Origin of the sequence: Nocardioides sp. (assembly GCF_047602075.1) — a bacterium.
Taxonomy (GTDB): domain Bacteria; phylum Actinomycetota; class Actinomycetes; order Propionibacteriales; family Nocardioidaceae; genus Nocardioides.
Genome location: NZ_JASGIF010000002.1, coordinates 994,781 through 1,009,281, shown reverse-complemented (window position 1 = coordinate 1,009,281; position 14,501 = coordinate 994,781). Strand labels below are relative to the sequence as shown.

Here is a 14,501-nt window from a genome sequence, read left to right as displayed (position 1 = left end):
GTGGGCCGCTGTCGGTCCCGCGTGGCAGGCTGGGTTGCATGGCCATTGCAACGTTCCCCGGGTTCGCCATCGACTGCCCGGACACTCTCGCGCTCGCGGAGTTCTACGCCACCCTGCTGGACTGGCAGGTCACCGGCGACGAGGAGTGGGCCGACATCCGGCCCGCGGACGGCAGCAACTGCATCTCCTTCCAGCGCGTGGACGACTACCGCGCGCCTACCTGGCCCAGCCAGGACGTTCCCCAGCAGATGCACCTCGACGTGATCGTCGGCGACCTCGACGCCGGCGAGGCCGCCGTGCTCCCGCTGGGCGCGACCCGCACGGAGCACCAACCGGGCGACACATTCCGTGTCTTCCTCGACCCGGCCGGGCACCCCTTCTGCCTCTGCGTGGAATAGCCCGACCGGAATCTCGCTCGGAGTCGCCGGTCGCGTCCCGCACAATGGGGTCATGACCGAGCTGCCCCGCAAGGCGATCACGCGCACGGCGCGGCTTGCCGCCTTGCCGATGGGGTACGCCGGCCGCACCGCGCTCGGCCTCGGCAAGCGGTTGGGCGGGAAGCCGGCCGACGCCGTGCTGACCGAGGTCCAGCAGCGCACAGCCGAGCAGCTCTTCCGCACGCTCGGCGAGCTCAAGGGCGGCGCGATGAAGTTCGGCCAGGCGCTCTCCGTGCTGGAGGCGGCGCTGCCCGACGAGCTCGCGGCGCCCTACCGCGAGCACCTCACCGCGCTGCAGGACTCCGCTCCCCCGATGCCGACACAGACGGTGCGCGACGAGATCGAGAAGGACCTCGGCGCAGACTGGCGCGAACGACTGGTCTGGCTCGAACGGTGGCCCGACCGCGGCCGCCTCGATCGGGCAGGTGCACCGAGGTCGTTGGGTGGACGGCCGCGAGGTCGCGGTCAAGGTGCAGTATCCCGGTGCCGGCGAAGCGCTGCTCGGTGACCTTCGCCGGCTCGCCCGGCTCGCTCGCGGGGTGGCGCCGGTCTTCCCCGGCATCGACATCAAGCCGTTGGTGGAGGAGATCCAGGCCCGCGCGGAGGAGGAGCTGGACTACCACCTCGAGGCGGAGGCTCAGCACACCTTCGCCGAGGCGTTCCGCGGCGACCCCCAGTTCTTCGTGCCCGATGTCGTCGAGGGTGGCACGACCGTGCTGGTCACCGAGTGGCTGGAGAGCCCCGGCTCGCTGGCGACGGTGATCGCGGAGGGGACCCAGGAGGAGCGCGACCATTACGGAGAGCTGCTGGTGCGGTTCCTTTTCTCCGGGCCGCAGCGGACCGGGATGCTGCACGCCGATCCACACCCCGGCAACTTCCGCATCATGCCCCACGAGGACGGCTCGCCCGGGCGCCTCGGGGTGCTCGACTTCGGCGCGGTCGCGAGACTCCCGGAGCACGGCCTCCCACCGGCGATGGGTCGGCTGCTGAAGATTGCGTCGGCGGAGGATCACGAGGAGCTGGCCGAAGGGCTGCGTCGCGAGGGATTCATCAAGGACAACATCCGGGTGGACCCGCAGCTGGTGCTCGACTACCTCGCGCCGTTCGTGGAGCCGACCCGGGTCGAGCGGTTCCGGTTCACCCGGGAGTGGATGCGCGGACAGTTCGAACGGCTCAACGACCCGCGGCAGCCGACGTACACGGTCGCCACCAAGCTGAACCTGCCGCCGTCGTACCTGCTCATCCACCGCACTTGGCTCGGCGGCATCGGCCTGCTCAGCCAGCTGGGCGCCGAGGCCCCCTTCCGCAGCATCCTGGAGGAGCTGCTGCCCGGCTTCTCCGACTGAGCTGTCCCGTCGGCACGCGGGAACGATCCCGCGGTGCAGACTGTTGGACCAGATGTCGCCCCGTCCTGGGGGCGGCTCTGCAGAGGAGGTCCCGTGTTCATCGTCCGCACCAAGGCGACCCTGCCCACTCCTGACGAGGCGCTGCCAGGCCGCGAGACGCCGTGGGTGGTGCTGTCCGATCGACATCGCGTGCTCGACGCACCACTCGTCACCGACGAGGTGCCCGACGGCCTCGAGATCGCGCTCTTCGGGCTGGGCTGTTTCTGGGGCGCCGAGGAGATCTTCTGGCAGCGGTCCGGGGTCTGGTCGACCTCCGTCGGGTACGCCGGAGGCTTGACGCCGAACCCGTCCTACGAGGAGGTCTGCTCCGGCCGCACCGGCCACACCGAGGCCGTCCGCGTGGTCTACGACCCGACCGTGGTCTCCTATGCCGACCTGGTGAAGATCTTCTTCGAGGTCCACGACCCCACTCAGGGCATGCGGCAGGGCAACGACGTCGGCACGCAGTATCGCTCCGCGATCTACTACACGACCCCCAAGCAGGAAGAGGTCGCCCGGGACCTGACCGCCCGCTACCAGGCCGTCCTGGTCGAGCGGGGCCTGGGCGAGATCACCACCGAGATCGCCCCCGCGCCGTCGTACTACTACGCCGAGGACTACCACCAGCAGTATCTGGCTAAGAACCCGAACGGCTACCGCTGCCACGCCAACACCGGCGTGAAGTTCCCGGACTGACGCGCGCGTGACCAGGGCGGTTGAGTGCGGTCGATGGCGTTGCCCAACACACGCCGGCGTGTGAAAGTGGCACCGTGTTGAGACTCGGAGCAGTAGTGCTGAAGGTGTCCGACATCGACCGGGCTGGTGCGTTCTGGTCAGCGGCCCTGGGCTATGAGAGACAGCCGCAGAACCCCGCGTTCCTGGCGCCCGCGGGCGCGGCACCCGGCACTCGTCTCCACCTTGACGACGAAGACCGGACGCACCTCGACCTGTGGGCCGACGACGAGGCCGATCAGCAAGCCCAGGTCGAGCGTCTGATCTCGCTCGGCGCTCGGAGAGTCGACTGGGAGTACCCCGCCGACGCCGACTTCGTCGTGCTCGCCGATCCCGACGGGAATCTCTTCTGCGTGATCGCCTGATCGCGAGAAGCCCCGGTCGCCGGGACCGGTTCCGGTAGTCGACGTACAGAGGCAACTCGGGCTGTCGGTGCGCGTCCCTAGCCTGACCTTCATGAGTTCGACGACGGTGGTGCCGCTGTGGCTCATCGTGGTGCTCACCATCGCCCCAGCTCTCGTCGCCGGTGCGTCCGCAGTCCTAGCGGTGTGGCTGGGGGCGCCCGCAAGGCAGCCCAAGAGCTGGATCGTTGGCGTCGGCGTGAAGAGGCGATGCGGATCCTGCGCTGGGCATCGGACAAAGTGACGTCGGGCAATGAAGACGAGCGGCTGGTCGCGCTGTCGGTCCTGGAGGGCTTGGATAACTCGAAGCCCGTGCTGCTCCAAGACGAGGACCAGGGCATCCTGGATGCGGTGCTGGTAGCGGTCTTCTCCGACGCCAGAACCGTGGTCGCGGAGTATCCTGACGCCAGCGGCAACTACGACGTGAAGGTGGTCGATCATGATTGATCGCCGCATCCCAGGGCAGACAGCGACGTTCGTGACTCGGGCGGAGGTCAAGGCTGCTCAGATGATGGTGCGCCGGATGCGGGCGCGCGGCGAGGAGCCCTCCCGTGCGCTCCTTGCGATCGCCAACGCCACCGATGGTTCACGCGTTTCTCAGCCGGCTTAGCGGACGACAGGTGTAGCGGAGCGCCGCTCGCCGGACCAACACGTGCGAGAGACCGTTGCAGACGGCCGCGTCGTTCGCCTCAGCCGAACGACGGTGTTCCGTCAGCACCGACAGCCTCCTACCGTCCAACTCCTGACAACGCAGAGACACATCAGCGGATCCAGGAGGAGCGAGATGACCGAGGCCCAGGACGCGGCAACACTGCAGGAGCTGCTCGATTCTCAGCCCAACTTCGTGGCCTTCCTCTTCGCGAACCGCAAGGGGTCGGTCGTGCGCGACGCCGTACAACGCCAACCTTCGCAGTTCGTGCAGCCCGAGTTCACCAACTGGCGAGACGAGCAGTGTGCGTGGCGGCAGACGGTCGCGCTCTACGACCAGTCCTTCCACATGACCACCACCATTGCGCGCGGCGCTGACGCGCTGCCGTTCTTCGAGTCTCTGGGGATCAACGGCTTCAAGACCTTCGGCCCGGAGAAGGCGAGGCACTTCGTCTCGTGCGGACCTAGCGGCCATGTGATCGGTGACGGCATCTTGTACTGCGAGAGCCCTGAGGAGGTCACCCTCGTCGGTCGAGCAGCGGGCCACAACTGGGTGCAGTATCAGGCGGAGACAGGCGGCTGGAACGTCACCTTGGAACGGGACGAGATCTTCTCCAGCAATCCCGCTGGCCGACGTCACGTCTACCGCTACCAGCTAGAGGGACCAAACGCTTTCGCGCTCCTGGAGAACCTGACCGGCGCGCCGCTGCCCGACACGAGCACCTTCCAGATCATCACCCTCACCATCGCCGGCCATCAGGTCTCGGCCCTGCGGCACACGATGGCAGGCGGTCCGGGCTACGAGCTCTACGGACCGTGGGACGAGGGACCGGCCGTCAAGGAGGCCATCGTCGCCGCCGGCAAGGCGTTCGGGCTGCGCCAGGTGGGCTCGATGGCCTACTTCACCACGGCGGTCGAGCTGGGCTGGATCCCACGCCCGTTGCCCGCCGTCTTCACCGGCGACGAGCTGCACTCCTTCCGCAAGTGGCTGCCGGCCACCAGTGACGAGGCCACCTGGTCGCTGGGCGGGAGCTTCTACTCGCCCGACATCGCCGACTACTACTTCACCCCATGGGAGCTCGGCTACGGACACCTGATCAAGTTCAACCACGACTTCGTCGGCAGGGACGCACTGGAGCAGATGGTCGATGGTCCTCACCGACAGAAGGTGACGCTGGTGTGGAACGCCGACGACCTCGGCAAGGCGTTCGCGTCCTATGCGAATCCGCAGGAGCTGCCGGCCAGGTTCATCGATCTGCCCCGGGCAACCTACGCCACCTGGCAGTACGACGCGGTAAAGGACAGCCAAGGTCGGCAGGTCGGCGTCGCCAACTACACCTGCATGACCTGGAACGAACGCGCGATGCTCTCCCTCGCTGTCGTCGACGCCGAGCATGCTGCCCCGGGCACGGAGCTCACCGTCGTGTGGGGGGAGCCCGAGGGTGGTGCCAAGAGCGAGCCGTGGCTCGAGCCGCACCGACAGGTCGAGATCCGGGCGACGGTCGCGCCTCACTGACCCGGCGTACCGACCACCCAGCAAGGGACACCATGGTCACCGCACCACGCAGAGCGGCCCCCGATGTGGCCGGTCTGCTGAGGGACTTCTCCTTGGAGATGACGGGCAAGGACGTCACCGCCCTCAGCCAGGCGCGTGCCAGCATCCCGCCCGGCACCCGCGTCAACGTGACCTACCTTGCCCACGAGGACCTCGGGACACGGGTGAAAGCCGCGAGAGCCGCAGCCGACCTCGGCCTCGTCCCGGTGCCTCATGTCTCGGCCCGCCGGCTCGGCTCACCAGCACAGCTCGAGGAGTTCCTCGAAGCCCTGCAGGCGGACGGCAACTCCGAGCACGTGTTCGTCGTCGGCGGGGATCCGCGGCACCCAGAGGGGCCGTATCCGGATGCCCTGGCGGTCATCGAGTCCGGTCTGCTGCAGCGCTATGGCGTCCGGCACGTCGGAGTCGCCGGCTACCCCGGCGGCCATCCCACCATCACCACCCCAGCCCTGTGGCAGGCACTGCAGGACAAGACTGCCGTCCTGCGCGATCTCGGCCTGCAGGGAAGCGTGATCACGCAGTTCGGCTTCGATCCCGAGGCCGTCGCGGCCTGGGTCGAGGCCGCCAGGCAGCGTGGCATCACCGTGCCGATCCGGGTAGGTGTGCCCGGGCCGGCCGGGGCCAAGCGCCTGCTCAGCTATGCGACCCGGTTCGGGGTCGCGACCAGTGCCGGCATTGCCCGCAAATACGGCCTGTCGCTGACCAACCTGATGGGCAGCACCGGGCCGGACCGGTTTATCGCGTCGCTCGCGGAGCGGCTCGAGCCAAAGCGACACGGCGAAGTCAAACTGCACTTCTACACGTTTGGCGGGCTCGCCGCCACCGCTGACTGGATCCACGCGTTCGGCGGGGGCGAACAAATGTGTTGTCAGTCACACCGTGGTTGTTGACGGTGGGCACAACCTCATTCGAACCGAAGGAGTTGCGATGGCCACGGTGATCCCGATCGACGAGTTCGTGAAAGAGGAGTGGTATCCCGGCTTCAAGCCGAGCTACGACCACGCCCCGTGGGTGGTGGACCCGGTCAACACCTTCCAGAAGAAGGACGAGGAGACCTTCTGGTTCCTCGACTTCCACTGGCCCCGCGGGATGACACCGATGGGGATGATCTGGAACGAGGACGGCTACAACTGGGGGACCCAACTGGCTGCGGAGACGCTTCCGCTGCCACCCGGACGGGGCATCACCACCCGGTTCGCCGGGACACACATCTATGCCTCGGCGCTCCCGGTCACCGACGAGCGTCAGATCATGGCCAGGGCCAAGCGCATCGAGAAGTCCCTCCCACCGTTCCTGGGGAACTTCGAGGAGATCTGGGCCACCCGACGCGACGAGCTCGAGGACCAATGGGCCTACTTCCGGTCCGTCGACCTGAGCTCGCTCTCGCTCGCCGAGCTCGGCGAGAATCTTGTCCAGGCCCGCGCGTATCACAAGCGCGCGTTCGAGATCCACTTCGAGATCATGTATCCCCTGCTGGCGAACTTCGTGGGCTTCTACGGCCAGTGCGTCGAGTTCGGGATCGATCCCAGTGATGTCGGCAAGTTCCTCCAGGGCGAAGACACCAAGATCATGGAGACCGACCGGGCCATGTGGTCACTGACCGCCAAGGCCCGCGCGGCCGGGTTGGACGCCGTCTTCGCCGGCACCGAAGCCGAGGACCTCCGGCCCGCGCTCACCGCTGCCGGTGGAAGCGCCTCCACGTGGCTCACCGACTTCGACGACTTCTTGCAGGTCTATGGCTGGCGGACCGAGGGCTCGTGCGACATCGCGCTGCCCTCCTGGATGGAGGATCCGACTCCGGCACTGGGCATGATCAAGACCTTCCTGCAGAAGGACGAGGTCCACGACTTCGAGGCCGCGCGGGCGGCGGCGCTCGACGAGCGGGACGAGGCCGTCGACCGGGCCCGGAGCATCCTCACCGCCGAGGAGCAGGCCGTCTTCGACGCAGGGCTCGCATCCTGCCGGGCAGCGAACTTCCCGTGGTGGCAGGACGACCACAACTACTACCTCGACCTGAAGGTGTCGCTGCCGATGCGGTGGGCATGCCAGGAGATCGCGAAGCGCGTGGGAGCCGACGCCGAAGACGACATGATCTTCTTGTTCTGGCCCGAGAACATGCGCTTGGTGAACGGGGACAGCACCTATGCCGAGTTTCGGTCGATCATCGCCGAGCGCCGACAGTACTTCGATCACTGGCATGAGCGCCGCCCGAGCATGCCGAAGATGCTCGGTTCCATTCCAGACTCAGTCGACGACCCGATCCTGATCGAGATCTTCGGTCTCAACGCTCAGTTCCTCGACACCATCAAGGCCACCAGCGAGGGTCGCGAGATCAACACGCTGCAGGGTGTTGCCGCCGCCAAGGGGACTGCGCGAGGCGTCGCCCGCGTGCTCAGCAACGCAGACGAGCTGCATCGTCTCCAGCCTGGGGAAATCTTGGTGTGTGAGTCCACCTCGCCGAACTGGACGCCTGCGTTCGCCAAGATCATTGGCTGCATCTGCGATGGTGGCGGCATGTTGTCTCACGCCGCGATCGTGGGCCGCGAGTACGGCGTGCCGACGGTGACCGCGGTAGGTGTGGCGACCGCGGTCATCAAGGACGGCGACATCGTCGAGGTCGACGGCACGACGGGGACGGTGACGGTGTTCCGCGACACGAAGGAACCCGTGTGACATCAGCACCAGTGCTCTGGCTCGACACGGTCGAGCCAGAGCAGGCGATCGCGCTCACGGGTGCCAAGATGGGCCGCCTGTGCGAGTTGCGCGCTGCCGGAGCCGCCGTCCCGGACGGGTTCTCGGTGAGCATCGACGGCTACCGCCAGCACACGGCGGCCGCCGGCCTCGACGACTTCATCGAGACCGTCCTCGGCGAACTCGGGTCCGACCCGAGCCCGGGTGACGTCGAGACCGCCTCCGCCACGATCCGCGGCGAGTTCGAGGTGCGCCCGGTCGAGCCGTCTTTGGCGTCCGCGATCATCGAGGCGTACGACGAGCTGAGCGAGCGCTGCCTCGAGGTCAACCCTCCGGTGGCGGTGCGGAGCTCCGCCACCGGAGAGGACTCCGCGGACGCCTCGTTCGCCGGCATCTTCGACACCTACCTCGGCATCTCTGGGGCCGATCGCGTGCTCGGCGCAGTCCGTCGCTGTTGGGGCAGCCTCTTCACCGGGCGCGCTCTGGACTATCGACACCGTCGCGGGATCAGCCACCTGGACATGCCGATCGCCGTCGGGGTGATCGAGCTCGTCCATGCCCGCTGCTCCGGTGTCGCCTTCTCGGTGCACCCGGTCACCGGCAAGACCGATCGAGTCGTCATCGAGGGCAACTGGGGGTGGGGCGAGGCTGTGGTCCAAGGTCTGGTCACCCCGGACCACATCGAGGTCGGCAAGAGCGACAGACGGGTGCTACGACACGAGGTCGCCAAGAAGACCGTCGTGTCCGCCTTCGACTACGCGCGCGGTCATGTGGTCGAGACCGACATGCCCGCGCGATTGGCCGAACGACCCATCCTCGACGACGAGCAGATCGGAGCGATCACCGAGGACGTGCTGGCGATCGAGAAGCACTACGGCTATCCGGTCGACGTCGAGTGGGTGATCAGTCGGCACCGACGCTCCGGCGACCCCGTGTCCATCGTGCAGGCGCGACCGGTTTCCGTGGCCAGTGTTGCACCGACGCCCGGAGGCTGGAATCCGGTCGCCATGGCCGCCAAACACGCCTTCCACACCCCGTAGGCGCGCCTTGTCCCAGCCGGCGCCCAGCGTTGTGTTCCTCCATGCGGGACGATGCTCCGATCAATCAGGCGCCGTCCATAGTGTGACGTGGGTAACACTCCGGCCGAGGCGGGAGGGAAGGCCACCACGATGACGACCTCTGCTCAGCTTCACCTCGTCAGTCCCGGCCTGCGCTCGGTCACCACCTCGACACAGGTGCTCGACTGCTTCGTCGACCACGAGGTCCTCGGGCCGACCCAGGTCGCCCGGGAGTTGGGCGTGGCGAAGAGCACGGCTCACCAGATGCTGACGTCATTGGCCAACGGCGGGTTGCTCGAGCGCACCAGCTCGGGTCGATACCGGCTCAGTCTTCGCCTGTTCGACTACGGACAGCTGGTCTTGGACCGCCTGCCGATCCGTCGCCTGGCCCGACCCGCGCTGGTCGCCCTGCACAAGCAGGTCGGGCACGTGGTCCAGCTAGGGCTGCCAGCCAACGGCTACGTGATCTACGTCGAGCGTTTCGGCCACGACCCGCTGCGTCCACAGATCAGCGGCGAATGGATGCGCAAGGTGGGTGGATACGCCTCCAGCGCCGGGCGGGCGATGGCGGCGGCGGACCCGGCGATCGAGCGGGCCACCCTGGCGGTCCCCATGGTCCGCCACACCCCGCAGACAGTGACCGACCCAGCGCGGCTGCGCCGGATCCTGGCGCGTGCCCGCACCGATGGCTGGGTCTGCTCGGTCGACGAGTCCGTCGCGGGATTCACCTCGATCGCGGCGCCGGTGCGCGATCGCGCAGGCGCCGCCGTAGCCGCCGTATCAGTGGTGGGTCCGAGCGCCAAGATGGTCAGCCACCGCACCGACAGCCTCGTTCGCGCTCTGCTCGGCGCCGTGCGGCGAATCGGCCACCAATGCGACGAGTACGGCGACGGGTGACCGAGAAGGCGGTGAGCGCCGTCACCGCTCCGACCCGACGTGGTCGGCGACTCAAGCTCCTGAGCGCATCGTGGCCGCCAGTCCGTCCAGGAGAACATTGACGAGGCGCTCGAAGCGCGCCGAGGGGTCGTCGTAGATGATGCGGCCGGACTCGTGCACGAGCGGGGCGTCGGGGCCGACATTCGCATCGCGCTCGCTCAGGGAGTAGCGCTGCTGACCACCCTGGGCCCGCTCCTGCTCCTCGATGACGAAGCCGACGACGAAGGACGTGACCAAGGTGGCGGCGTCGGTCGCGTCCTGGATCGAGAGGCCCTGGTCGACCCAGCGCTGCAGCCAGGGCTCCTGGGCGCGCAGCACCTCGGGATCGGTGAGCCGGGTGCCGCTGAACGTGCGGGCTCCGTCTCGGTGGGCGAGGTACTCCTCGCGGAGGACCCGTGCATAGGTGGTCAGCCCCTCTCGCCAGTCGGCCTTCTCGTCCAGCCGCGCGACGAGTTCTTGGATCACTCGGCGCTGGATCTCGGTGCCCATCTCGTCGAGCAGCTCCTGCTTGCCAGCGACGTGCCAGTAGAGCGCCGGCGCCTTGACGTCCAACCGCTGTGCCACCGCCCGCACCGTGACGCCGTCGATCCCGTCGTCATCGAGCACGGCCAGCGCCGCGTCGACGATCACCGACCGACTGAGTCCCTTCGCCACGGTTGACACCTTAACAGCGTTAAGGAATCCTGAAATTGAACTTAGTTAAGGAGGCAGAGATGCGAGCCATCGTCGTCGAGAAGCCGGGTCAGTCGCCCGTAGCTGCGGAGTTCCCCGATCCGGAGCCAGCCGCGGGCGAGCAGGAGCTCGAGCTGGTCGCCGCCGGCGTCCACTGGGTCGTCCGGTCGCTGGCGAGCGGGCAACACTACGGGTCCCAGGACAGCTATCCGCTCGTGCCCGGAGTGGACGCCGTCGCTCGGACCGCGGACGGTCGGTTGGTCTTCACCGGCTGGGTCCGCTCGCCGTGGGGCACGATGGCCGAGCGTCTGGCCGCACCCGTGGGCCTTGAGCTCCCGGCCGGCGCCGACCCGCTGGCGATCGCCGCGGGGCTGAATCCCGGAATGTCTTGTTGGCTGCCGTTGGTCGCGCGGAAGGACGAGCTCGGGTCGCTAGGCACCGTGCTCGTGATCGGGGCGACCGGCATGGCCGGTCGGATGGCCGCACAGGCGGCGCTGCACCTCGGCGCCGACCGCGTGGTCGGCGTGGGCCGCGATCCCCAGCGGCTGGCTCAGCTCGCCGAGCTCGGCGTCACCACCGCGCACGCCGATGCGCACGACCCCGCCCGCGCGATTGCCGAAGCTCTGGACGACTCGGCGCCCTCGCTGGCGCTGGACTACGTCTGGGGCTCGGCGGCCGAAGCGGCCTTCGGGGCGCTCGCCCGGCGCGGCATGGGCGACGACGACGACGACATCACCTACACCCAGATCGGCTCCCTCGGCGGACCGACCGCCGCCCTGCCCGGCTCGCTGCTGCGCAGCCGTCGCATCCGGATCGTCGGCAGCGGAGCCGGCTCGAGCTCCACCCAGCGCATCATGGCCGAGCTCCCACAGCTGATGGGCCTGATCACCGACGGCACCCTCTCGGTGCCCTACACGCCGTACTCCTTCGACCAGGCCGCCGAGGCCTGGGCCGCCGCTTCTGGAGCCCGTCGCGCGGTCATCACTCCCTGAGCGCGCACTCCCCCACGGGTCCGATTTCGTTGCGGTTTGGGCCCAAACGGCATCAGATCGGCCGACTTCGTTGCGGTTTGGGCCCAAACGGCAGAGCTACGACGCCGGACTCACCGCCAGCCGAGCTCCGGCGCGACCTGCGTCAGCACCGTCTCGAGCAGGTGGGCGTTGTAGTCGACACCGAGCTGGTTGGGCACGGTGAGCAGGACCGTGTCGGCAGCAGCGACGGCCTCGTCCTCGGCCAACTCCTTGACCAGCTGGTCCGGCTCGCCGGAGTAGGTCTTGCCGAAGCGGGCGACGCCACCGTCGATGTAGCCGACCTGGTCGTCACCGCCCGATCCAGCGAAGTAGGCGCGGTCGAGGTCGCTGACGATCGGCAGCACGCTGCGGCTGACCGAGACGCGCGGCTCACGAGTGTGTCCTGCTGCCTGCCAGGCGTCTCGGAACCGCTGGATCTGCTCGGCCTGGAGCTGGTGGAACGGCACCCCGGTGTCCTCGGTGAGCAGCGTGGAGCTCATCAGATTCAGCCCCTGCTCGGCGGCCCACTCAGCGGTGGCGCGGGTGCCGGCGCCCCACCAGATCCGGTCGCGCAGCCCCGCGGAGTACGGCTCGATCCGCAGCAGGCCGGGCGGGTTGGGGAACATCGGCCGTGGACTGGGCTCGGCGAAGCCCTCCCCCTCGATGACCTGCAAGAAGAGCTTCGCATGATCACGCGCCATCTGCGCGGCATCGGAGCCCTCGGCCGGCTGGTAGCCGAAGTAGCGGAACCCGTCGACCACCTGCTCGGGTGATCCCCGGCTGATGCCGAGCTGCAGGCGCCCACCGGCGATCAGATCCGCGGCGCCCGCGTCCTCGGCCATGTAGAGGGGGTTCTCATAGCGCATGTCGATGACGCCGGTGCCGATCTCGATCCGGCTGGTCCGCGCGCCGATGGCGGACAGCAGCGGGAACGGCGATCCGAGTTGCCGCGCGAAGTGGTGGACACGGTAATACGCACCGTCGACGCCCAACTCCTCCGCCGCCACCGCCAGGTCGATCGCCTGGAGCAGCGCATCCGACGCCGAGCGCGTCTGCGACTGCGGCGAGGGGGTCCAGTGACCGAAGGACAGGTATCCAATGTTCTTCACGATTCAACTAACACAGGGGTACGGCGAAACCTTCCCCCGAAGCGACCGAGTCCCAACAAGACCGCAAAGATTTCTTTGCAAAGGATTCTTTGTGATCTATCCTCTCGGCATGGAACTCACCTCGGTCTCCCCGGACCCCGCGGGACTCAAGGCACTCGCCCATCCGCTGCGGCTCCGCATGCTCGGCATGCTGCGCATCGACGGCCCGGCGACCGCAACCGGTCTCGCCGAGAGGCTGAGCGTCAACACCGGGGCGACCTCCTACCATCTGCGTCAGCTCGCCCAGCACGGCTTCATCGTCGAGGACGTCGACCAGGGCAACGGCCGCGAGCGGTGGTGGCGCGCGGCCCACGAGAGCACTCGCACGAAGGGGGACGGCGGGGACACCGAGGCGATGTCCGCCTATATCCACGCGATCGCGGCCTTCTACGCCGAGCAGCAGCAGCGAGCCCTGATCGAGTATCCCTTCCTTCCCGAGGAGTGGAGCCGAGCCACCACGCTCAGCGACTGGGTGATCCGGCTGACCCCGGCCCGCGCACAGGCATTGCGCGACTACCTGGGGGCCGAGATCCATGCCCAGGAGGAGGTGCCAGAAGACGCCGAGGGCAGCGCGCACTTCGTCGTACAGCTCTCCACCTACCCGCTCCCCGGCGAGGTCGTCCCATGACGAGAACCCCCGCTGGCAGGCCGTTGCGCGGGCTGCTGACCGCCGAGGCGGTGTCGATCACGGGCACGCGGGTCTCGATGATCGCGCTGCCGTGGTTCGTGCTGTCGACGACAGGGTCGGCGACCCAGACCGGGCTGGTGGCGGCCGTGGAGATCGCCCCCTTGGTGGTGGTGCGCGCGCTCGGCGGGCCGCTCATCGACCGGGTCGGGCCACGGCGGGTCTCGGTGGGCTGCGATCTGCTCAGCGTCGTTGCCGTCGGCCTGATCCCGCTGTTGCACGTGGCCGGCCTGCTGACCATGCCCGTCCTGCTGCTCCTGGTCGCCCTGGGCGGTGCGTTGCGCGGGCCAGGCGACGCGGCCAAGTCCTCCCTCGTGCCCGCGGTGTCAGCGCACGCCGGGGTGTCCCTGGAGCGGACCACCGGCCTGTCCAGCAGCATCGAGCGAACGGCGTCGATGCTCGGCGCCGCCCTGGCCGGCGGTCTGGTGGCGCCACCTCCGCGCTCGGGCTGGCTGTTCCTGCGCGGCGAATCGGTGCTGATGGCACTCACCCTGATGGTGGCCACCACCAACCTGCTCGATCTGGCCTATAGCGCGGTGCTGCTGCCGGTGTGGGCCAAGGACTCCGGGCATGGGGCTGGGGTGGTGGGCCTGGTGTTCGCGGTCTTCAGCGGCGCCTCGATCCTGGGGTCCCTGGCAGCGGCCACCTGGGCAGAGCGGCTCCCCCGCTTCCGCATCTACGTCGTCGCGTTCCTCCTCGCTGGGCTGCCGCGGTTCGTGGTGCTGGCCCTCGGCTACCCCGTCTGGGTGGTCCTCGTGGTGGGCGTCGTCGGAGGCTTCGCGGCGGGATTCCTCAAACCGATCCTGGGTGCCGTCTTCTTCGAGCGCATTCCGGCGCCACTGATCGGGCGGGTCAACTCGCTGTCGTCGGCGATGGGTTGGGGCCTGATGCCGCTCGGCGGTATGGCAGGCGGCCTGCTCGCCACCGGGCTGGGAGTCGAGCCGGCTCTTCTGGTGGTCGGCGCCCTCTACTTCGCCACGACGATGGCGCCGGTTGCCTTGCCCGCCTTCCGAGAGATGGACCGGCGTTCGACGACGGCGGCCGACGGGCGAACTGGTGCTGACGTCGACCACAGGGCCGTGACGACGAACGGCACCTGAGGCAGGCATCTGCCGCGGCGTTGCTGCGTCTGCCGCGGTCTTG

Annotated in this window: 17 protein-coding genes; 15 read left to right on the top strand and 2 right to left on the bottom strand. The window is 68.4% G+C overall.

What is annotated here, in order from left to right:
- Positions 1-38: 38 nt before the first annotated feature.
- The 12 genes from QM714_RS17530 to QM714_RS17475 all read left to right on the top strand — a co-directional run bounded on the left by QM714_RS17530 (position 39) and on the right by QM714_RS17475 (position 9,804).
- Positions 39-398: a VOC family protein gene (locus QM714_RS17530; protein ID WP_415102622.1), complete on the top strand. Its 360-nt coding sequence runs from the start codon at positions 39-41 to the stop codon at positions 396-398.
- Between the two features lie 52 nt (positions 399-450).
- Positions 451-945, top strand: a complete 495-nt coding sequence (locus QM714_RS17525; RefSeq protein ID WP_415102621.1) for a hypothetical protein — start codon at positions 451-453, stop codon at positions 943-945.
- Positions 881-1,783: an ABC1 kinase family protein gene (locus QM714_RS17520; protein WP_415102620.1), complete on the top strand. Its 903-nt coding sequence runs from the start codon at positions 881-883 to the stop codon at positions 1,781-1,783. The genes QM714_RS17525 and QM714_RS17520 overlap by 65 nt, the downstream gene beginning before the upstream one ends.
- A 93-nt stretch (positions 1,784-1,876) precedes the next feature.
- Positions 1,877-2,518, top strand: coding sequence for a peptide-methionine (S)-S-oxide reductase MsrA (gene msrA, locus QM714_RS17515; RefSeq protein WP_415102619.1), 642 nt, complete (start codon positions 1,877-1,879; stop codon positions 2,516-2,518).
- A gap of 74 nt (positions 2,519-2,592) precedes the next feature.
- On the top strand, positions 2,593-2,919 hold the full coding sequence (locus QM714_RS17510) for a VOC family protein (protein WP_415102618.1): 327 nt from the start codon (positions 2,593-2,595) through the stop codon (positions 2,917-2,919).
- Between the two features lie 246 nt (positions 2,920-3,165).
- Positions 3,166-3,402, top strand: coding sequence for a hypothetical protein (locus tag QM714_RS17505; RefSeq protein WP_415102617.1), 237 nt, complete (start codon positions 3,166-3,168; stop codon positions 3,400-3,402).
- A complete protein-coding gene (locus QM714_RS17500; protein ID WP_415102616.1) occupies positions 3,395-3,565 on the top strand; it encodes a hypothetical protein in 171 nt (56 codons plus the stop codon). The genes QM714_RS17505 and QM714_RS17500 overlap by 8 nt, the downstream gene beginning before the upstream one ends.
- A 174-nt stretch (positions 3,566-3,739) precedes the next feature.
- The gene (locus QM714_RS17495; protein WP_415102615.1) at positions 3,740-5,119 is read left to right on the top strand and encodes a hypothetical protein; all 1,380 of its coding nucleotides are present in this window, start codon (positions 3,740-3,742) and stop codon (positions 5,117-5,119) included.
- Between the two features lie 32 nt (positions 5,120-5,151).
- Complete coding sequence (locus tag QM714_RS17490; RefSeq protein ID WP_415102614.1) at positions 5,152-6,048, top strand: methylenetetrahydrofolate reductase; 897 nt, start codon at positions 5,152-5,154, stop codon at positions 6,046-6,048.
- A 37-nt stretch (positions 6,049-6,085) separates the two neighbouring features.
- Positions 6,086-7,831 carry a PEP-utilizing enzyme gene (locus QM714_RS17485; protein WP_415102613.1) on the top strand — a complete coding sequence of 582 codons (1,746 nt, stop codon included), beginning with the start codon at positions 6,086-6,088 and terminating at the stop codon, positions 7,829-7,831.
- A complete protein-coding gene (locus tag QM714_RS17480; protein ID WP_415102612.1) occupies positions 7,828-8,889 on the top strand; it encodes a PEP/pyruvate-binding domain-containing protein in 1,062 nt (353 codons plus the stop codon). Before QM714_RS17485 ends, QM714_RS17480 begins: the two co-directional genes overlap by 4 nt.
- Positions 8,890-8,976: 87 nt before the next feature.
- The gene (locus tag QM714_RS17475; RefSeq protein ID WP_415102611.1) at positions 8,977-9,804 is read left to right on the top strand and encodes an IclR family transcriptional regulator; all 828 of its coding nucleotides are present in this window, start codon (positions 8,977-8,979) and stop codon (positions 9,802-9,804) included.
- Positions 9,805-9,855: 51 nt separating this feature from the next.
- On the opposite strand, the gene QM714_RS17470 is transcribed toward QM714_RS17475, so the two are convergent.
- A complete protein-coding gene (locus QM714_RS17470; RefSeq protein WP_415102610.1) occupies positions 9,856-10,497 on the bottom strand; it encodes a TetR/AcrR family transcriptional regulator C-terminal domain-containing protein in 642 nt (213 codons plus the stop codon).
- Positions 10,498-10,556: 59 nt separating this feature from the next.
- Here QM714_RS17470 and QM714_RS17465 point away from each other — a divergent pair, with 59 nt between their 5' ends.
- Positions 10,557-11,507, top strand: a complete 951-nt coding sequence (locus tag QM714_RS17465) for a zinc-binding dehydrogenase (protein WP_415102609.1) — start codon at positions 10,557-10,559, stop codon at positions 11,505-11,507.
- 110 nt (positions 11,508-11,617) lie between these two features.
- On the opposite strand, the gene QM714_RS17460 is transcribed toward QM714_RS17465, so the two are convergent.
- Positions 11,618-12,634, bottom strand: coding sequence for an LLM class flavin-dependent oxidoreductase (locus QM714_RS17460; protein ID WP_415102608.1), 1,017 nt, complete (start codon positions 12,632-12,634; stop codon positions 11,618-11,620).
- 109 nt (positions 12,635-12,743) lie between these two features.
- Here QM714_RS17460 and QM714_RS17455 point away from each other — a divergent pair, with 109 nt between their 5' ends.
- Both QM714_RS17455 and QM714_RS17450 read left to right on the top strand, forming a co-directional pair.
- Positions 12,744-13,301 carry an ArsR/SmtB family transcription factor gene (locus tag QM714_RS17455; RefSeq protein ID WP_415102607.1) on the top strand — a complete coding sequence of 186 codons (558 nt, stop codon included), beginning with the start codon at positions 12,744-12,746 and terminating at the stop codon, positions 13,299-13,301.
- Positions 13,298-14,458, top strand: coding sequence for an MFS transporter (locus QM714_RS17450; RefSeq protein ID WP_415102606.1), 1,161 nt, complete (start codon positions 13,298-13,300; stop codon positions 14,456-14,458). Before QM714_RS17455 ends, QM714_RS17450 begins: the two co-directional genes overlap by 4 nt.
- The last annotated feature ends 43 nt before the right edge of the window (positions 14,459-14,501 follow it).

What these genes read in the sequence shown, in the direction of transcription:
- QM714_RS17525 (WP_415102621.1), top strand. Translation starts at nt 451, where the DNA reads ATGACCGAGCTGCCCCGCAAGGCGATCACGCGCACGGCGCGGCTTGCC.
- QM714_RS17530 (WP_415102622.1), top strand. Translation starts at nt 39, where the DNA reads ATGGCCATTGCAACGTTCCCCGGGTTCGCCATCGACTGCCCGGACACT.
- QM714_RS17490 (WP_415102614.1), top strand. Translation starts at nt 5,152, where the DNA reads ATGGTCACCGCACCACGCAGAGCGGCCCCCGATGTGGCCGGTCTGCTG.
- QM714_RS17500 (WP_415102616.1), top strand. Translation starts at nt 3,395, where the DNA reads ATGATTGATCGCCGCATCCCAGGGCAGACAGCGACGTTCGTGACTCGG.
- QM714_RS17465 (WP_415102609.1), top strand. Translation starts at nt 10,557, where the DNA reads ATGCGAGCCATCGTCGTCGAGAAGCCGGGTCAGTCGCCCGTAGCTGCG.
- QM714_RS17495 (WP_415102615.1), top strand. Translation starts at nt 3,740, where the DNA reads ATGACCGAGGCCCAGGACGCGGCAACACTGCAGGAGCTGCTCGATTCT.
- QM714_RS17505 (WP_415102617.1), top strand. Translation starts at nt 3,166, where the DNA reads ATGCGGATCCTGCGCTGGGCATCGGACAAAGTGACGTCGGGCAATGAA.
- QM714_RS17485 (WP_415102613.1), top strand. Translation starts at nt 6,086, where the DNA reads ATGGCCACGGTGATCCCGATCGACGAGTTCGTGAAAGAGGAGTGGTAT.
- QM714_RS17450 (WP_415102606.1), top strand. Translation starts at nt 13,298, where the DNA reads ATGACGAGAACCCCCGCTGGCAGGCCGTTGCGCGGGCTGCTGACCGCC.
- QM714_RS17455 (WP_415102607.1), top strand. Translation starts at nt 12,744, where the DNA reads ATGGAACTCACCTCGGTCTCCCCGGACCCCGCGGGACTCAAGGCACTC.